Source organism: Rhodococcus sp. BUPNP1, from assembly GCF_002215235.1.
Lineage (GTDB): Bacteria > Actinomycetota > Actinomycetes > Mycobacteriales > Mycobacteriaceae > Rhodococcus.
This window is the reverse complement of the sequence record NZ_NERM01000002.1, coordinates 203,433-217,604: the sequence shown is the minus strand read 5'-3', so window position 1 is coordinate 217,604 and position 14,172 is coordinate 203,433. Positions and strand designations below refer to the sequence as shown.

14 protein-coding genes and 2 tRNA genes are annotated in these 14,172 nt (G+C 67.7%); 10 read left to right on the top strand and 6 right to left on the bottom strand.

Annotated features, from left to right (window positions below; translation table 11 throughout):
• The first annotated feature begins 79 nt into the window (after positions 1-79).
• The 6 genes from B9C99_RS02870 to B9C99_RS02845 all read left to right on the top strand — a co-directional run bounded on the left by B9C99_RS02870 (position 80) and on the right by B9C99_RS02845 (position 6,107).
• Positions 80-892, top strand: a complete 813-nt coding sequence (locus B9C99_RS02870; protein WP_232622077.1) for an MHYT domain-containing protein — start codon at positions 80-82, stop codon at positions 890-892.
• 133 nt (positions 893-1,025) lie between these two features.
• Entirely contained in the window at positions 1,026-1,859 is an 834-nt protein-coding gene (locus B9C99_RS02865; RefSeq protein WP_026060922.1) for an MHYT domain-containing protein, read from the top strand.
• Positions 1,860-2,007: 148 nt separating this feature from the next.
• On the top strand, positions 2,008-4,512 hold the full coding sequence (gyrA, locus tag B9C99_RS02860; RefSeq protein ID WP_088896898.1) for a DNA gyrase subunit A: 2,505 nt from the start codon (positions 2,008-2,010) through the stop codon (positions 4,510-4,512).
• Positions 4,513-5,748, top strand: coding sequence for a DUF3566 domain-containing protein (locus B9C99_RS02855; protein ID WP_088896897.1), 1,236 nt, complete (start codon positions 4,513-4,515; stop codon positions 5,746-5,748). It abuts the gene before it with no gap.
• Between the two features lie 75 nt (positions 5,749-5,823).
• A tRNA-Ile gene (locus tag B9C99_RS02850) sits at positions 5,824-5,897 on the top strand.
• A gap of 137 nt (positions 5,898-6,034) precedes the next feature.
• Positions 6,035-6,107 (top strand) — tRNA-Ala (locus B9C99_RS02845).
• A gap of 100 nt (positions 6,108-6,207) precedes the next feature.
• Here B9C99_RS02845 and B9C99_RS02840 read toward each other — a convergent pair.
• Positions 6,208-6,564, bottom strand: a complete 357-nt coding sequence (locus B9C99_RS02840; protein WP_172414847.1) for a hypothetical protein — start codon at positions 6,562-6,564, stop codon at positions 6,208-6,210.
• A gap of 80 nt (positions 6,565-6,644) precedes the next feature.
• Between B9C99_RS02840 and B9C99_RS02835 the strand changes: the two genes are divergently transcribed.
• On the top strand, positions 6,645-7,076 hold the full coding sequence (locus tag B9C99_RS02835; protein WP_088896895.1) for a trans-aconitate 2-methyltransferase: 432 nt from the start codon (positions 6,645-6,647) through the stop codon (positions 7,074-7,076).
• 42 nt (positions 7,077-7,118) lie between these two features.
• On the opposite strand, the gene B9C99_RS02830 is transcribed toward B9C99_RS02835, so the two are convergent.
• From B9C99_RS02830 to B9C99_RS25800, 4 genes are all read right to left on the bottom strand, one after another.
• Positions 7,119-7,691, bottom strand: coding sequence for a TetR/AcrR family transcriptional regulator (locus tag B9C99_RS02830; protein ID WP_016691084.1), 573 nt, complete (start codon positions 7,689-7,691; stop codon positions 7,119-7,121).
• A 31-nt stretch (positions 7,692-7,722) separates the two neighbouring features.
• Positions 7,723-8,403: an ABC transporter ATP-binding protein gene (locus B9C99_RS02825; RefSeq protein ID WP_016691085.1), complete on the bottom strand. Its 681-nt coding sequence runs from the start codon at positions 8,401-8,403 to the stop codon at positions 7,723-7,725.
• Positions 8,400-9,530 carry an ABC transporter permease gene (locus B9C99_RS02820; protein WP_026060923.1) on the bottom strand — a complete coding sequence of 377 codons (1,131 nt, stop codon included), beginning with the start codon at positions 9,528-9,530 and terminating at the stop codon, positions 8,400-8,402. Before B9C99_RS02820 ends, B9C99_RS02825 begins: the two co-directional genes overlap by 4 nt.
• 106 nt (positions 9,531-9,636) lie before the next feature.
• Positions 9,637-10,254 carry a hypothetical protein gene (locus B9C99_RS25800; protein WP_157788841.1) on the bottom strand — a complete coding sequence of 206 codons (618 nt, stop codon included), beginning with the start codon at positions 10,252-10,254 and terminating at the stop codon, positions 9,637-9,639.
• On the opposite strand from B9C99_RS25800, the gene B9C99_RS02810 reads away from it, so the two are divergent.
• The 3 genes from B9C99_RS02810 to B9C99_RS02800 are packed head-to-tail and all read left to right on the top strand — an operon-like array spanning position 10,253 to position 12,962.
• Positions 10,253-10,759 carry a copper chaperone PCu(A)C gene (locus B9C99_RS02810; protein ID WP_088896894.1) on the top strand — a complete coding sequence of 169 codons (507 nt, stop codon included), beginning with the start codon at positions 10,253-10,255 and terminating at the stop codon, positions 10,757-10,759. The genes B9C99_RS25800 and B9C99_RS02810 overlap by 2 nt on opposite strands.
• Positions 10,752-11,927 carry a Dyp-type peroxidase gene (locus B9C99_RS02805; protein WP_016691089.1) on the top strand — a complete coding sequence of 392 codons (1,176 nt, stop codon included), beginning with the start codon at positions 10,752-10,754 and terminating at the stop codon, positions 11,925-11,927. The genes B9C99_RS02810 and B9C99_RS02805 overlap by 8 nt, the downstream gene beginning before the upstream one ends.
• A gap of 45 nt (positions 11,928-11,972) precedes the next feature.
• Positions 11,973-12,962, top strand: coding sequence for a R2-like ligand-binding oxidase (locus B9C99_RS02800; RefSeq protein ID WP_088896893.1), 990 nt, complete (start codon positions 11,973-11,975; stop codon positions 12,960-12,962).
• On the opposite strand, the gene B9C99_RS02795 is transcribed toward B9C99_RS02800, so the two are convergent.
• A complete protein-coding gene (locus tag B9C99_RS02795; RefSeq protein ID WP_026060924.1) occupies positions 12,963-14,066 on the bottom strand; it encodes a hypothetical protein in 1,104 nt (367 codons plus the stop codon).
• Between the last annotated feature and the right edge of the window lie 106 nt (positions 14,067-14,172).

Genomic DNA, 14,172 nt, shown 5'->3' with positions numbered 1-14,172 from the left:
CTCGGCACGACACGGACCGATGCGCCGTGCGTGCCGCTTCCTGGGGGGCAACATGTCGCACGAGGTTCACCATTTCTCTATGGGCGGTTGGCTTTTCGCCCTCGCCTACATCACGTCCGCGGTCGGGTGCTATGCCGGTCTGTCCTGTGCGCGCAAGGCTGCGAACGCATGGACGCCGGTCGCCCGGACCCGATGGACACTCATGGCAGCCCTGTCCATCGGGGGCGTCGGAATCTGGTTGATGCACTTCATCGGGATGATGGGTTTCGACGTACCCGGTTCCGCCATCCGTTACGACCTCGGGCTGACGCTGCTGTCGGTCGCGCTCGCCGTGACGGCCACCCTGTTCGGACTGCGGATCCTCGACACCGACGTGCAGTGGATCCGCGCGTTGCCGTCGGATGTCCGGCTCCTCATCGGTGGCGTCATCATGGGCTTCGCCGTCGCAGGCATGCATTACAGCGGCATGGCCGCGGTACGGATCCAGGGCGAACTCGAGCAGGGGCGGTCGTACGTCGCGGCGTCCGTGGCGATCGGTGTCGTCGCGTCGATCGTCGCGCTGTGGTTGTCGAGGGTCGCGGAACGGCCGGCCGTGCGGATCCCGGCCGCCGCCGTCATGGGATGTGCCGTGGTGGCACTGCACTACACGGGCATGGCCGGGATCGCGGTGACCGTCGATCCGTCCGCTCCGAATCCGGAGGGGATGACCATCATGACCCTGTTGTTCCCGGGCTTCATCATCGGTGTCGCGCTGCTCGCGGTGCCGGTCGTGGCTCTGATGGCATCGGCGAGCACTCAGGACCTCGAGCAGGAGCGGGAAGTGGCGACCTGGCTCGGTGGGGACGGCCCCGAGACGGTCTCCCGTCCTCATGGGCGACATGTGAAACGGTGATGTGATGTGAACGCCCACAGTGCGATAAGGTCTCTTACGCTGCTGGACAGTCGGGGTGCAGCTCGCATCGGGTAGGTCGTGGCGCGCGCCCTCCGAGCGCGGTGGTGACAGCGCGCCGCTGTGAGGACCTCACGTGTCGCACGACGTACACCATTTCTCCATGGGGATGTGGGTATTCTTCCTCTCCTACGCCACCGCCGTGATGGGCTCCTTCGTCGGATTGTCCTGCGTCCGGCGGTCGCTCGAAGAGCCGCGGCGCAGCGGCAACTGGTGGCTCCTCATGGCGTCGTTGTCCATCGGCGGCGTGGGCATCTGGCTCATGCACTTCATCGGCATGATGGGCTTCTCCGTGCCGGGTACGACCATCCGATACGAACTGGCACCGACGGTCTTCTCCGTCGTGCTCGCCGTCGTCGCGACTCTCGTGGGTCTGCGGATCGCCGACGTGCACGACGTCAGCAAGCACCGTGTACCCGAATCGGTGCGGTTGCTCATCGGTGGTCTGCTGATGGGCGCCGCGGTGAGCATGATGCACTACAGCGGCATGTTCGCCATCCGCATCCGGGGCACGATCTCACACGAGACGGGGTACGTGATCGCATCGGTGATCATCGGCGTCGTCGCCTCCACGGCCGCTCTCGCACTGGCCCGCCGCGCGCGGCGTCTCGAGATCCGCGTCGTCGCGGCGTTCGTCATGGGATGCGCGGTCGTGGCACTGCACTACACCGGCATGGCCGGCGTGCGGGTCACCCTCGATCCGAGCATGGCCGCGCCGGAAGGCATGACCGTGATGTCGCTGCTGTTCCCGGCGTTCGTGCTCGGCATCATCGTCCTGGCCGTGCCGATCACCGCGCTGCTGCTCGCCTCCGACCCGGAGGACGCCGTGCGCGACGCCCGGCTCGAGCAGTGGGCGTCGGAGGTGGAACGGCAGGTGGACCGCGACCCGGTCACCGGATCCCACATGTGAGAGCTCGGTTCCGGACGGATCTCGGCATGTGAAGTGCCTGTCCTTCTCGGCATTGTCTGACCTGCACCTATAGACTCGTGTGGTTGCGAGACGTCCGTCGGGCCGAAGGCCGGAGCCGGGCGTGCGAGCCGAGTAGAAGAAGGAGCTCATGACCGACACCACGTTGCCTCCGGAGGGGCCGGGGCACGACCGCATCGAGCCCGTCGACATCCAGCAGGAGATGCAGAGCAGCTACATCGATTACGCGATGAGCGTGATCGTGGGCCGTGCTCTGCCCGACGTGCGTGACGGTCTCAAACCGGTGCACCGTCGCGTGCTCTACGCGATGTTCGACAACGGCTTCCGTCCCGACCGCGGGTACGTGAAGTCGGCGCGCGCGGTTGCCGAGACCATGGGCAACTACCACCCGCACGGCGACGCGTCGATCTACGACACGCTCGTGCGTCTGGCACAGCCGTGGTCGATGCGCTATCCGCTCGTCGACGGCCAGGGCAACTTCGGTTCCCGCGGCAACGACGGCGCCGCCGCCATGCGGTACACCGAGTGCCGGCTCACGCCGCTCGCGATGGAGATGCTGCGGGAGATCGACCACGAGACGGTCGATTTCCAGCCGAACTACGACGGCCGCACGCAGGAGCCGACGGTTCTCCCCAGCCGTATCCCCAACCTGTTGATCAACGGTTCGGGCGGTATCGCGGTCGGTATGGCCACCAACATCCCGCCGCACAATCTCGGCGAGGTGGCGGAGGCCATCTACTGGGCGCTCGAGAACTTCGAGGCCGACGAGGAGACCACCCTCGCCGCCGTGATGGAGCGGATCAAGGGACCGGACTTCCCGACCGCCGGCCTGATCACCGGTTCGCAGGGCATCCACGATGCCTACACGACCGGTCGCGGATCGGTGAAGATGCGCGGCGTCGTGGAGATCGAAGAGGACTCCAAGGGTCGCACCAGCATCGTCATCACCGAGCTGCCCTACATGGTCAACCCGGACAACCTCATCACGTCGATCGCCGAGCAGGTCCGCGACGGCAAGATCGCGGGCATCTCCGACATCCACGACGAGTCGTCCGACCGCGTCGGCATGCGCATCGTCGTCACCGTCCGCCGCGACGCGGTGGCCAAGGTGGTTCTCAACAACCTCTACAAGCACACGCAGCTGCAGACGAGCTTCGGCTGCAACATGCTGTCGATCGTCGACGGGGTGCCGCGCACGCTGCGCCTCGACCAGATGATCCGGTTGTACGTCAACCACCAGATCGAGGTCATCGTCCGGCGTACGCGGTACCTGCTGCGCAAGGCCGAGGAACGCGCCCACATCCTGCGCGGCCTGGTCAAGGCCCTCGACGCGCTCGACGAGGTCATCGCGCTCATCCGCGCGTCGCAGACCGTCGACATCGCGCGTGCCGGCCTGATCGAGCTGCTCACGGTCGACGAGATCCAGGCCGACGCCATCCTGGCGATGCAGCTGCGTCGCCTCGCCGCCCTCGAGCGTCAGAAGATCGTCGACGACCTCGCCGAGATCGAGCGCGAGATCGAGGACTACAAGGACATCCTGGCCCGCCCCGAGCGGCAGCGTGCCATCGTCCGCGACGAGCTGAAGGAGATCGTCGACAAGTACGGCGACGAGCGTCGCACGCGGCTCGTCGCGGCCGACGGCGATGTCAACGACGAGGACCTCATCGCACGCGAGGACGTCGTCGTCACCATCACCGAGACCGGCTACGCCAAGCGCACGCGCACCGACCTGTACCGCTCGCAGAAGCGCGGCGGCAAGGGCGTCAAGGGTGCCGAGCTCAAGCAGGACGACATCGTCAAGCACTTCTTCGTGACGTCCACGCACGACTGGCTGTTGTTCTTCACCACCAAGGGCCGCGTCTACCGCGCAAAGGCGTACGAGCTGCCCGAGGCGAACCGCACGGCGCGTGGTCAGCACGTCGCGAACCTGCTGGCCTTCCAGCCCGACGAGCGCATCCAGGGCGTCATCCGCCTCAAGACCTACGAGGATGCGCCGTACCTGGTGCTCGCGACCCGCAACGGCCTGGTCAAGAAGTCCCGTCTGTCGGACTTCGACTCCAACCGTTCGGGCGGCATCGTCGCGATCAACCTGCGCGGCGACGACGAGCTCGTCGGCGCGGTGCTGTGCTCCGCCGACGACGATCTGCTGCTCGTCTCGCAGCAGGGTCAGTCGATCCGCTTCTCGGCCACCGACGAGGCGCTGCGTCCCATGGGCCGCGCGACCTCCGGCGTGCAGGGCATGCGGTTCAACGGTGAGGACAAGCTGCTCTCGCTCAACGTCGTCAAGGAGGGCACCTACCTGCTGGTCGCGACCTCGGGTGGTTACGCCAAGCGCACCCCGATGGAGGACTACCCGGTCCAGGGCCGCGGCGGTAAGGGTGTTCTGACCATCCAGTACGACCGCAAGCGTGGGAACCTGGTCGGAGCGCGCATCGTCGAGGACGACGACGAGTTGTACGCCATCACCTCGAGCGGCGGTGTCATCCGCACTGCGGCGAAGCAGGTGCGCAAGGCAGGCCGTCAGACCAAGGGCGTGCGGCTCATGAACCTGGCCGATGGCGATACATTGCTCGCGATCGCGCGCAACGCCGACGAGCCGGACGAAGCCGACGCAGCCGGAGCTAAGGAGTCGTAAGTGAGCACTCCCCAGGGACCGAACGGGGCCGATCGCGGGCAACCCGGTCGGAAGCCGGAGGACCGTACAGAGAACGAGGTGAAACCCGAGAACAAGGGCACGCAGCAGGGCCCGGCCTCGGAGCAGAAACCGGCGCCGGAGAACCGGCCGTCGCAGGCGTCACCGGCCCGGCCTTCGCAGGCTCCTGGGGCACCGGCGGACCCGGCACCCGCGCAGGGTGCGGCCGACCAGCCGCCCGCAGCAGGGCAGAAGGCCGCCGAGCCGACGGCGAAAGCAGCGCAGGACACGCCTGTTCAGGGCGGCTCCCAGAAGTCCGGTGGTGCCTCGGCGGACGGCAAGAACGGGTCGACTGCGGCCGATCAGTCGGCCACGGGTCAGCAGCGCACCACGCAGATGCCCCGCTCCGGCGGCCCGACCCCTCCCTGGCAGCGGGGCACGGCGTCGGCGCAGACGCAATCGGGCGCTCCGCAGAACGCTCCGCAGACGAACGTTCCGGGTGTGGGTCCCGGTCTGTCCAAGCAGGCCGGCGCGCCTCAGCGTCCCGCTGCGGCCTCGGCCAAGGGTTCCGCGGCCGGAGGCCCGGCGCCGTCGACGCGTCCCGTCGTGACGGGCACAGCGGCTCCCAAGGCTGCCGGAGGGGCTCGCCCGGCCGGTGGTGCAGATGCCGCGCGCGGTGCGGGCGATCGGGCTGCTGCAGCGAAGGCGAAGTCGGCGGTCATCGACGGCCCGACGCGGCACATCGAACGGAAGGATCTCGCCAAGGACCTGCCGGATCTGTCCGCGGTGAAGCATCCGTCGGCCGGTTCGCCGAGCACGGGGGAGACCCCGCAGGTGAGCGCTCCTTCGACCACTGCGGTTCCCACGGCGATCCCCGCCACCGGACCGCTGCGGGCCACCGTGCAGATCCGCCGTATCGACCCCTGGTCGATGCTGAAGATCTCGTCGGTGATCTCGGTGTCGTTGTTCTTCGTGTGGATGATTGCAGTCGGCCTGCTCTACGGCGTGCTGGCCGGCATGGGGGTGTGGGAACGCCTCAACAGTGCGTTCACCGACATCGTCTCCGACGCCGGTAGCGGTGCGCTCGTCTCGGCCGGTCAGGTGTTCGGCTACGCGACGATCATCGGCATCGCCAACACGGTGTTGCTGACGGCTCTCGCGACCCTCGGTGCGTTCATCTACAACCTCTGCACCGATCTCGTGGGCGGCGTCCAGGCCACCCTCGCAGACCCGGATTGACCTGCAGGAACACTGCCCCGCCGAGGCGATTTGTTTCCGGGGGCCCCGGTGGGGTAGTGTTCCATCTCGGTTCGAGGGCCTATAGCTCAGGCGGTTAGAGCGCTTCGCTGATAACGAAGAGGTCGGAGGTTCAAGTCCTCCTAGGCCCACTCCCGTGCCGGAAGGGTGATCGGAATGAAGGTTCTCGCACTCGTGGGAACCGGGATTCTGATCGTTCTCGGAATCGCTCGCATGCTTCGGAGCGAAGACGAATGGCACGCGGTTCCCAGTCGCTGACGCGGCGGACGGGGCCTTAGCTCAGTTGGTAGAGCGCTGCCTTTGCAAGGCAGATGTCAGGAGTTCGAATCTCCTAGGCTCCACAAGAAATATCGAGGTAGAGGGCGTTTTCCGGAATTTCGGAAGGCGCCCTCTTCTCGTTCTGCCCACTTTTGCCCACATCCGTCGCGGGCCGCGGTGTTACTACTGCCCGAATGTGAAGCGCAGATTGGCGTTGATCAACTCGTTGATCCGCTTCCGCATGCGGACGGTGGTTTCGTCGTCCGGCACCGGATCGTCGACGATCAACGTCCAATGCAGAGTCGTGCCGCTTCGCCCGCCGGTGAGGTCGAAACGAATCCGGGCGTCGGGCCGCCACGGCCACAGCGAGCTCCACACCACCAGGTTCGGTTCGACGGCGTCGATGACCGCGGGTCGCTGCTCGCCGTCGCGCAGGAGTAGCCACGGACGGGTCGGGTCGCGGTCCGGATCGATGATCGCTTCGTAGACCACGTGAGGTGGTGGTGGCTGGGAGCGACGTCGGCCGGCGATTGTGGGCACATTGCACGGTATCGCGACATATCGCGGTCTTCCGTGAGATTTGTGCCCCGACCCGTGTGCCCACATTCCACACTCGAAGCGTGACCTCCCGCCTCTCTCCGCGACTCGCCGGAATCGTCGCCGCGCTGCCGCTGGAGCCGCACCTGCGGGTGCTGGAGATCGGGTGCGGTCCCGGCGCCGCAGCACGGGCCGTCGCCGAACGGCTGACCACCGGGCACATCCTCGCCGTCGACCGTTCCCACGCGGCGATCGACCAACTGATCGCCTCGTCCGGCGACCTCATCGCGTCGGGGCGGCTGAGTGCGCGTTGCGTTGCCATCGAGGACTTCGTCGTGGAGGAGGACGAAGAGCCGTTCGACCTCGTCTTCGCGATCAGGGTCGGTGCACTCGACGGTCGGCATCCCGAAGTCGGCAGGGTCGCTCTGAGGCGGATCGCGGCGGCGACATGGCCGGACGCGCGCCTGTTCGTCGACGGTGGTGACCCACTCCGGGAGCTTGTCATCCCGAGATGATCGTGAACGGTCCTGAATCGGCGGTGCGTTTCACGTGAAACATCAGGAGAGCGCGGTGGTGAGGACCCTGCGGATCGAGGCGCGCACCTCGTCGAGCTTGCGGCCGGATTCGATCAGTTCCGTGCCCTTGTGCACGAGGGCGGTGACGAGTTCGGCGTCGAGTTCGGGATCCGCGACTCCCCGGGCGCGCAGCGCCTCGACGAGGGGGAGGACCAGATCCTGGTGCATCGCGTGCATACTCTCGTCACTGAACGCCTGGGGTGTGAAGGTGGCGAGAGCACCGACGATCGCGTGTTCTCCCTCCGCGACGAGCTGCAGATTGACGTCGATGTACGTCAGCACCCGCTCGGTGGGATCGGACACCTCGTCCATCGCCTCGACCACGCGCTTGTTCCAGCGGGGGAACAGGTCGACGACGACTGCGCGCAGCAGGTCGTCGCGAGAATCGAAGTAGTTGTAGACGCTCGACCGTGCCAGACCGGCACGACGGGCGACGTCGCCGAGGGAAGGTGCCTGTTCCGGCGTCTCGGCGAGGAGTTCGAGCGCTGCGTCGAGGAGGGCACGGCGCTGCGCGGCGCGATGCTCCGCGACCGTCGCTGCGGAAATCTTCGGCACCGCCGGCCCTCCTCGTTCAGCTGTCGATCACTCAGTCGTGTGGTCGAAGTCTTCCGTCGACCATCTCCAGCACGCGGTCGCAGTGCCGCAGGACTTCGTGGTCGTGGGTGACCATGATCGTAGCCACCCCACTGGTGTGGGTTTCCCGTGCCAGCAGTTCGACGACCTCGTGGCTGCGTTTGCGATCGAGCGCCGCGGTGGGTTCGTCGACGAGCAGAAGCGACGGTTCGGCCATCAGAGCACGTGCGATGCCGACCCGCTGACGCTCACCGCCCGAGAGCTGCCCCGGACGACGGTCGGCGCGGTGCTCCATGCCCACCGAGGCGAGCAGTTCGGCGGGGTTCCGCCCGGGCCGTCCGGTGATCTTCTCGACGAGGAGCAGTTGATCCCGGGCCGTGAGAGCGGGGAGAAGATTGCCGGACTGGAACACGAAACCGATGCGTTCGCGCCGCAGCTTCGTGGTGGCCTTCCGGTCGAGCTCGGTCAGGTCGATCCCGTCGACCTTCACGGTCCCGGAGGTGGGTCGGCTCAGGCCGCCCGCGACCGCCAGCAGGCTCGACTTGCCGGCGCCGGACGGGCCGACGATCGCGACGAGTTCACCCGGGGCGACGTCCAGGTCGACGTGGTCGAGGGCGTGGACCGTGCTGTCACCGTCGCCGAAGGACAGGCAGACGTCGGCCAGGCTCAGACCCGTGGTGGTGGTGACGGTCATCGGTTCTCTCCCAGTGCTGCGAGCGGGTCGACGCGGACGATGCGGGCCACGGCGAGGGCGGCGCCGACGAGGCCGAGGACGACGAGCAGGACGGCGCCCTGCACGATCGGCCCGGTCTCGAGGACGAACGGCATGCCGCTGCCTTCGAGGCCCGATCCGAGACCGAGGCCGATGAGTACGCCGACGGCCACGGAGCCGACGAGCACGATCACGGCCTGCAGGAGCGAGTCGCGCAGGAGGAAGCCGGTGGAGGCGCCCATCGCGCGGAGCACGGCGATCTCACGGCTGCGCTGCACCGTCCAGATCGTGAAGAACGCTCCGACGACGAGGGCGGAGATCGCGTAGAGGAACGCGATGATCATCGACATCGTCATCATCTCGGCGCTGTAGCCGGGGGAGGCGTCGAACGATTCCTCGAGGGTCTTCGCGGCCGTACCGGCCTCTGCGTCGCCGGCGGCGAGGTCGGGCAGCGCTCCGTCGACACCCTCGATCGCGACCACGCTGGCTTCGGTGTATGCGCTCGGGGGGACCTGCTCACCGAGCCGGACACCGGCGTGGATCTCCTGCCAGGTGTTCAGGGGCAGGTAGGCGACGTCGACGTGTCCGAAGGTGCGCTTGTCGGAGGTGAACCCGACGACGTTCAGCCGGGTACCGAGACGGTCGACGACGATGGTGTCGCCGAGTTCGACGCCGGTGACTCGGGCGCTGTCGCTGAGGACGACGTCGGTGTCACCGCCGATCGGTGTCCCCTCGGCGACCGAGGGTTCGAGGAACGAGCCCGGCCGGATGCCGAAAAGGGTGAGGTCGACGGGGGTTCCACCGTCGGTCTTCGCGTTGACGATGGTGTTGCCGAACAGTTCGGCCCGGGCGACGTCCGGGCGGGCACGCCAGGCGTCCGCCTGGTCCTCCGTGACCACGGATCGGGAGAACGCGGAGTCGGTCTTGGTCCCCTCGGCGAAGGCGAACGCCTGGACCGGTGTGCGCTGCAGGGCGGAGACACCGTCGACGACGAGACCGGACGACAGGCCGGACAGGATGACCATGAGGATCGAGATGAGCGCGACGACCGCGCCCATCAACAGGAAGCGAGTACGCGCGAACCATAGTTCGCGCATGGCAAGAAACATGTGGAGTCCTTCGTGGGCTGGACCGGACAGGTACCCCCGATCTTCTCGACGGCACGTCGATATCTTACCGACATGCTGTCGGCATCTTTACGTGACGGTTACTACATCAGGTAGTAATCGCAGGTGAGAGAAGTATTCTGACCTCATGGCCGTCGACGTGGAAACCGTGAGGCGCATGCGCGCGGTCTTCGTGTGCGGAATCTCGGTCACCCTGAGCATCGCCGCGCACGCAGTCGCGGGCGGTGCCGTGCCGCATCAGGACGTGCTGGTGCTCCTCGCCGGTTCGGCTGTCGCCTCCGGTCTGCTCGCTGCGGAGACCCGCCTTCCGGTGCCGCTGCTCCTCGTCCTCGCTCAGGTGACAGGGCACCTCGTGCTCGGATTGCACGACGGCCATCTGCACACCCCGACGGTCGGGATGCTCGTCGCCCACGCCGCCGCGGTCGCCGTGGCGGCGCTGCTCCTGCGCGGCGCCGAGAAGGGCTGCGAGGTGGCACTCGCGGCCTTGCACCGGATCTTCCCCGAGCTGTTCCGCGCACCGCCCGTGGCCGTAGCGGAACCCACCCGCATCGCCCACCGGCCCCGCGTGGGCCCGGGGGTCCTGCTCGTCGGCGGGGTGGGAAGTCGCGGGCCACCCGCAGTTCTCCGTCAGATCCCTCATCCGGTCGTCTCCGACGACCGTTCGTTCGGCGTGCCCGTATGCCGCCACCGATCCACGGAGAATCATGAAGAAGACCCTGCTCTGCACCGCGAGCATCGCCGTCGCCACCACACTGTTCGCGACCGCTTGCGGATCCGGGACCGCCACGACCTCGGCAGATGCCGTCGTCGTCACCGATGCCTGGGTGAAGGCCTCCGACACCGGGATGACCGGCGCCTTCGCCGAGATCGAGAACACCGGAAGCGACGACGCGCACATCGTGGGCGCGTCCAGCCCCTCGTCCGCCTCCACCGAACTGCACGAGATGGTGTCCGCGGAGGGCACCCCGATGGTCATGCAGGAGATGGGCGACGGGCTCGTCGTCCCTGCCGGAACCACCCACACCCTCGCTCCCGGCGGCGATCACCTCATGCTCATGGACCTCGCCGAACCTCTGAGGCCCGGCAGCACGGTGAGCTTCACGCTCGAGTTCGCGGACGGTTCCACCGAGGAGTTCACCGCCCAGGTCCGCGACTTCGCCGGAGCGCAGGAGGAATACGTGCCGGCCCACGGAGCGGCGCACGATGGCTAGGTTCACCCGACGCGCTCTGCTCGGTGGTGGTGTCGCCGCACTGGGTGCCGCGGGACTCGGCGCGGTCGGGGGCGGGACGGCGGTCGCGTCCCGCATCCCCGAGCCGATCGGCGCGCGGACCGTGGAGATCCACGGCACCCATCAGGCCGGTGTCGACACCCCCGCGCAGTCGTTCGCGTCGTTCGTGGCACTGGACCTCGCCGACGGTGTCGATCGCGACGGGCTCGTCGGGATCATGCGGGTGTGGGCCGAGGACGCCCGGCGCCTCACCACCGGCACTCCCGCGCTGGGCGACACCGAACCCGAACTCGCCGTCGACCCGGCCCGGCTGACGGTCACGGTCGGCTACGGTCCCGCGGTCTTCGACGCCGCGGGCCTGACCGATCTGCGACCGGCGTGGCTGAAGCCGCTGCCGGACTTCCCGATCGACCGACTCGAGGAACGATGGTCCGGAGGCGACCTGCTGTTGCAGGTCTGCGCCGACGACCCGGTGACCGTCTCGCACGCTGTGCGCACACTCACCAGGAGCGTGCGATCGCTGGCGACGGTCCGCTGGATCCAGCGCGGATTCCGGCGTGCGGCCGGCACGCGGCCCGACGGGACGACGATGCGCAACCTCATGGGGCAGGTCGACGGCACCGTCAATCCCGTCCCACACAGCCCGGACTTCGACCGGCAGGTGTGGAATCCGGGCGACCCGCCGTGGATGGCCGGCGGCACCTCGCTCGTGCTGCGTCGGATCCGCATGGAACTCGACACGTGGGACGAGCTGGACCGTCCGGCTCGCGAGCTCGCGGTCGGCCGACGACTGTCGAACGGTGCTCCGCTGACGGGTTCGGAGGAACACGACGACGCCGACTTCGAGGCGACCGACCGGTTCGGCATCCCGGTGATCCCACCCGAATCGCATGTCGCACGGGCGCGTCCCCGCACCGGCGACGAGCAGTTCCTGCGACGGGGGTACAACTACGACGACCAGGACGGTGTCGGACTGCTGTTCGCCGCCTACCAGGTGGACGTGGAGCGTCAGTTCGTCCCGGTGCAGCAGCGCCTCGCCGAGCACGACGCTCTGAATCCGTGGATCACCCCGATCGGGTCGGCCGTCTTCCTCCTCCCGCCGGGATTCGGTCCCGACGGGTATCCCGGCGACGTCCTGCTGGGTGTCTGAGACAAGTCCGCGACGGATCCGGAATCGAGGTCTAGCCTCGATTGTGTGACCGAGATTACACAGATACGTCAAGGCTTCGCGTCGCTGCGGGAAGGCGGTCTGAACTGGGACGCCTTCCCGCTGCGTCTGTTCGCGAAGGGCAACGCAGCACATTGGGACCCGATGGACATCGACTTCTCCCACGACGCCGACGACTGGTCCTCGCTCAACTCCGAGCAGCGCCGCAGTTCGACCTATCTGGTCGCGTTGTTCGTCGCCGGCGAGGAGGCCGTCACGCAGGACATCCTCCCGTTCCTCCGCGCGATGGAGGCGGAAGGGCGGCTGGGTGACGAGATGTACCTGACGCAGTTCTGCTACGAGGAGGCCAAGCACGTCCAGGTGTTCCGTCGCTGGATGGACACCGTGGGACTCACATCCGACCTGCATCCCTTCGTCGCCGAGAATCCCTACTACCGGAAGCTGTTCTACGAGGAACTGCCACACAGCCTCCGCGTCCTCGATCGGGATCCGTCGCCGGCCAACCAGGTCCGCGCGAGCGTCACCTACAACCACGTCATCGAGGGCAGTCTCGCGCTGACGGGTTACTACGCGTGGCAGAAGGTGTGCACGAAGTTCGGGATCCTGCCGGGCATGCAGGAGATCATCCGGCGCATCGGCTCCGACGAGCGCCGGCACATGGCCTGGGGCACGTTCACCTGTAGACGGCATGTGGCAGCGGACGATTCGAACTGGAACGTCGTGCTGCAGCGGATGGAGGAACTGCTTCCCCTCGCGACCGGCATGATCCAGTGGCAGAACGAGCAGTTCGACGAACAGCCCTACGGTCTCGACAACGACGAGTTCATCTCCTACGCGGCGGACCGCGCCCGGAGACGGCTCGGCGCAATCGAATCCGCGCGCGGACGTCCGCTCGAGGAGATCGATCTCGATTTCACTCCCGCGGTACTCGAGGAACGTTTCGGCGACGAGGACGCTGCCGCGCTTGCCGCGGTGCCTACTCCCGATCGCATCCCGGCGGAGCGAGCGGGGGAGTAGTCAGAGCAACACGCCCACAACGAGCGCGATCAACACGAGAACGGCGACGGCCCCGATGGCCACCGTTCTCGTGTTGCCGCCGCTGCTCTCCTCCTCGGTGTCGGGGGTGAGCACGGGAACGGGCGCGGACTCCTTCGCGGCGCCGCGCGCGTCCACGAAGTTCTCGGCCTCGACACGCCGCTCGAGTTCGCGCAGTCGCGCGAGACCACCGGTGAGAACGTCGGTTTCGTCGTAGGAGGGCGGCAGCCCGATCCGGGTCTTGTTGGTCTCGCGTGCCGGGGTGAATCCGGCCGCGAGGATCGCCGCGCCGAGCGCTGCCGTCTGCTCCGGGCCCGGTCCGACGAGGCTGCGCACCATGAGCTTCGTGGCGAGGCTGTTCGCGATCTCCTGGATGTGGGTGCGGTCGCGTGCGACGAGACCGTCGCCCATGACGACGACCGCCTCGAGATTGTCCGGAATCCAGCCGAACGATCCGAGGGCCGTGGCGAGTTGGGCCGCCGGGGACGGAGCGCCCTGAGCGGGAGTGCGATAGGCCTTGCCGGCGGGCACACCCGAGCGCACGAGGGTGACGGTCGATCCGCCGTCGTCGAGGTGGAAGACTCCCACGAGTTGGCCCGGGGTCTCGGATATCTCGGAGGCGTACCAGGCGGCGGCCGCCTGCGCGTCGGACACGAGGTCGACGTGTCGCAGATCCGCGTAGTCCAGGGCCGCGCGCAATGTCGCGATGGTGTCCGGATCCCAGTGCGACGGGTAGGTCGCGGCGTAGCCGGGGTCGCTGTCGCGGTCCATACCGCCGAAGGTCGGCAGTGGGTGGCACTCCCGCAGCAGGCAATGGATGGCGGTGGCCATCGCGTCCTCGGCGCGATACATGCGACCGTCGCTCGCGGTGATGCCCGAGGCATCGCCCACCCGCGTGAGGAAGCCCGCGATCGTGCGCGCTTCGTCTCCGTGCGCCACGCTGCCGAGCGACGTGTTGCCGTCGTGGTCGACGTGCAGGACGGAGTCGCGGGCGAGGACGACAGGGTCGGGAGTGCCGGGTTCGTTGGATGCGATGACCGCCGTGGACACGACTCGCCCGATCCGGAGGCCGACACCGATTGCCATGTCTTCCCTTCCTCGAGAGGCTGCTCGTCCGTCTTGCTGCCGAGGACCCGACTCGCTCCGGGTGCGCCGGACAAATGCACCGCTTCGGGCGCGAAGAACGATTGTG

Excerpts from the sequence above, each read along its gene's own strand:
- B9C99_RS25800 (WP_157788841.1), bottom strand. The coding sequence starts at position 10,254 with ATGATTCTCCGTGGATCGGTGGCGGCATACGGGCACGCCGAACGAACG.
- B9C99_RS02825 (WP_016691085.1), bottom strand. The coding sequence starts at position 8,403 with ATGACCGTCACCACCACCACGGGTCTGAGCCTGGCCGACGTCTGCCTG.
- B9C99_RS02810 (WP_088896894.1), top strand. The coding sequence starts at position 10,253 with ATGAAGAAGACCCTGCTCTGCACCGCGAGCATCGCCGTCGCCACCACA.
- B9C99_RS02805 (WP_016691089.1), top strand. The coding sequence starts at position 10,752 with ATGGCTAGGTTCACCCGACGCGCTCTGCTCGGTGGTGGTGTCGCCGCA.
- B9C99_RS02870 (WP_232622077.1), top strand. The coding sequence starts at position 80 with ATGGGCGGTTGGCTTTTCGCCCTCGCCTACATCACGTCCGCGGTCGGG.
- B9C99_RS02820 (WP_026060923.1), bottom strand. The coding sequence starts at position 9,530 with ATGTTTCTTGCCATGCGCGAACTATGGTTCGCGCGTACTCGCTTCCTG.
- gyrA (WP_088896898.1), top strand. The coding sequence starts at position 2,008 with ATGACCGACACCACGTTGCCTCCGGAGGGGCCGGGGCACGACCGCATC.
- B9C99_RS02795 (WP_026060924.1), bottom strand. The coding sequence starts at position 14,066 with ATGGCAATCGGTGTCGGCCTCCGGATCGGGCGAGTCGTGTCCACGGCG.